This is a genomic window from Streptomyces sp. NPDC020958, from assembly GCF_055562175.1.
On record NZ_JBVHFU010000054.1, the window covers coordinates 1 to 2,035 of the forward strand.

1 protein-coding gene is annotated in these 2,035 nt (G+C 67.2%); it reads right to left on the reverse strand.

The window, feature by feature from the left end:
- The coding region (locus ACZ3KP_RS40930) for a condensation domain-containing protein (protein WP_467506222.1) at positions 1-2,035 on the reverse strand (2,035 nt) is incomplete at both ends.

A 2,035-nucleotide genomic window follows, 5' to 3' on the forward strand; every position in this document is an offset into this window, starting at 1 on the left:
GCTGCTCGAGTTGATCGATTTCTGCCTGGTTCAGGTCGACCAGGGGAAGATCCGAGGGCGTGTATCCGCCCGCGGTGGGATCGGCCGCGTGACGGGTGATCGCTGCCAGTGCCTCGACGAACAACCCCGACACCTCGACGACATCGCGTTCATCCAGCACACCCGGCACCCACGACCAGGACACCTGCAGACACGGACCCACCTCACCGTCCTGCACCACCGCATTGATCTCCAACGCATGCGGAACCGGCATCCGAGGATCCAACCCACTGCCCAACGCCACCGACTCCGCAGCAATCTGCCAGGCACCACCACCACCCACACTGAACCGACCCAGATAGTTGAACCCGATCTCAGGCCGCGCCCCCCGCTCCAGCACCGCACCCGTCTCCGCATTCAAATACCGCAACAAACCAAAACCCAGACCACGGTCGGGAACCGACCGCACCTGCTCCTTCACCCGCTTCAACACCACACCGGCCTGAGCACCACCAGCCCACACCTCACCCACATCAAAAACCCCCGGATCGATCCGCAACGGATACGCACTGGTGAACCAGCCCACCGTCCGCGACAGATCCACCCCCTCCACCACCTCCTCCCGCCCATGCCCCTCCAACTCCACCAACAGCCCACCGCCAGAACCCGCACCCCCAGACGCCGAGCACGTCTCACCACGCCAGCGAGTCACCGCCAGCGCCAACGCCGCCAACAACACATCCTCGACACCGACGTGGAAGACGGAGGCCACTTCACCCAGCAGCGGGCGCGTCTCCTGCGCTGACAGCTCCACCACCAGACCCCGCACCGTCCCGGCAGTGTCCCTCGACGGATCCAACTCACGTGATCCCATGCGGATGCCGGGGACTGCCACCATCTCCCGCCACAGACCCAGCTCCGCAACCCGCTCCGCCGAACCCGCCAGCCGCACCAGATGACCCGCCCAGCCACGGAACGACGTCCCCACCGCAGCCAGCTCCACCGAACCACCCACCGACAAAGCACCCCACGCCGCCGCCAGATCCGGCAACAACACACGCCAGGACACCCCATCGACCACCAGATGATGCAGAACCAGCAGCACACGGCCCGGCACACCAGCACCCGCGTCGAACCACACCACCTGCACCATCACACCCGCAGGCGGATCCAGACGCTCACGCGCCGCAACCGCCTCGGCCAGCACCACCTCCTCCAGCCCACGGCCCGCCACACCGGCAACATCCACACGACGCACACACCCCGCCACATCCACCACACCCGACGGCAACACCTCCAAACCCCAACCCGAACCCCAACCAGAGGAAGAGCCAGAATCCAGGCCGGAATCCGAGTCGCCGTCCCGGACCACCCGCAACCGCAGACCGTCATGCCGGTCAACGACCACCCCCACCATCGCGGTCAGCACATCCAGCGACAGCCCGGCCGGCGCACCCACCAGCATCGACTGCGAGAACCCAGCCAGCGGACCACCCCGCTCCCGCACCTGGCGCATCACCGGCGTCAACGGCACCACACCCACACCAGCACCCACCGCCTCGGCCACCGCCGAACCAGCCGACATACCGACCACCGCAGCCAGACCGGCCACCGACTTACGCTCAAACACATCACGCGGCGAGAACACCAGACCCGCCGCCCGCGCCCGCGCCACCAACTGGATCGACAGAATGCTGTCGCCACCCAACTCGAAGAACCCGTCGTCCACAGAGACCCGGGAGATTCCGAGGACCTCGGCGAACAGCCCGCACAGGATCTCCTCGTGCGGTGTCCGCGGCCCCCTGTCCGCCCCGCCGGAAACAACCTCCGGCGCCGGCAACACCTTCCGGTCGAGCTTCCCGTTCGGCGTCAACGGCAGCGCATCGAGGACCACGAAGGCCGACGGCACCATGTAATCCGGCAACCGCTCCCCCACGAACCCACGCAACACAGCCGGGTCGAGGACGCCGCCACCCGCTGCCACGACATACGCCACCAGACGCCTGTCACCAGCACGGTCCTCCCGCACGACGACCACGGCTTGGCCCACCGATTC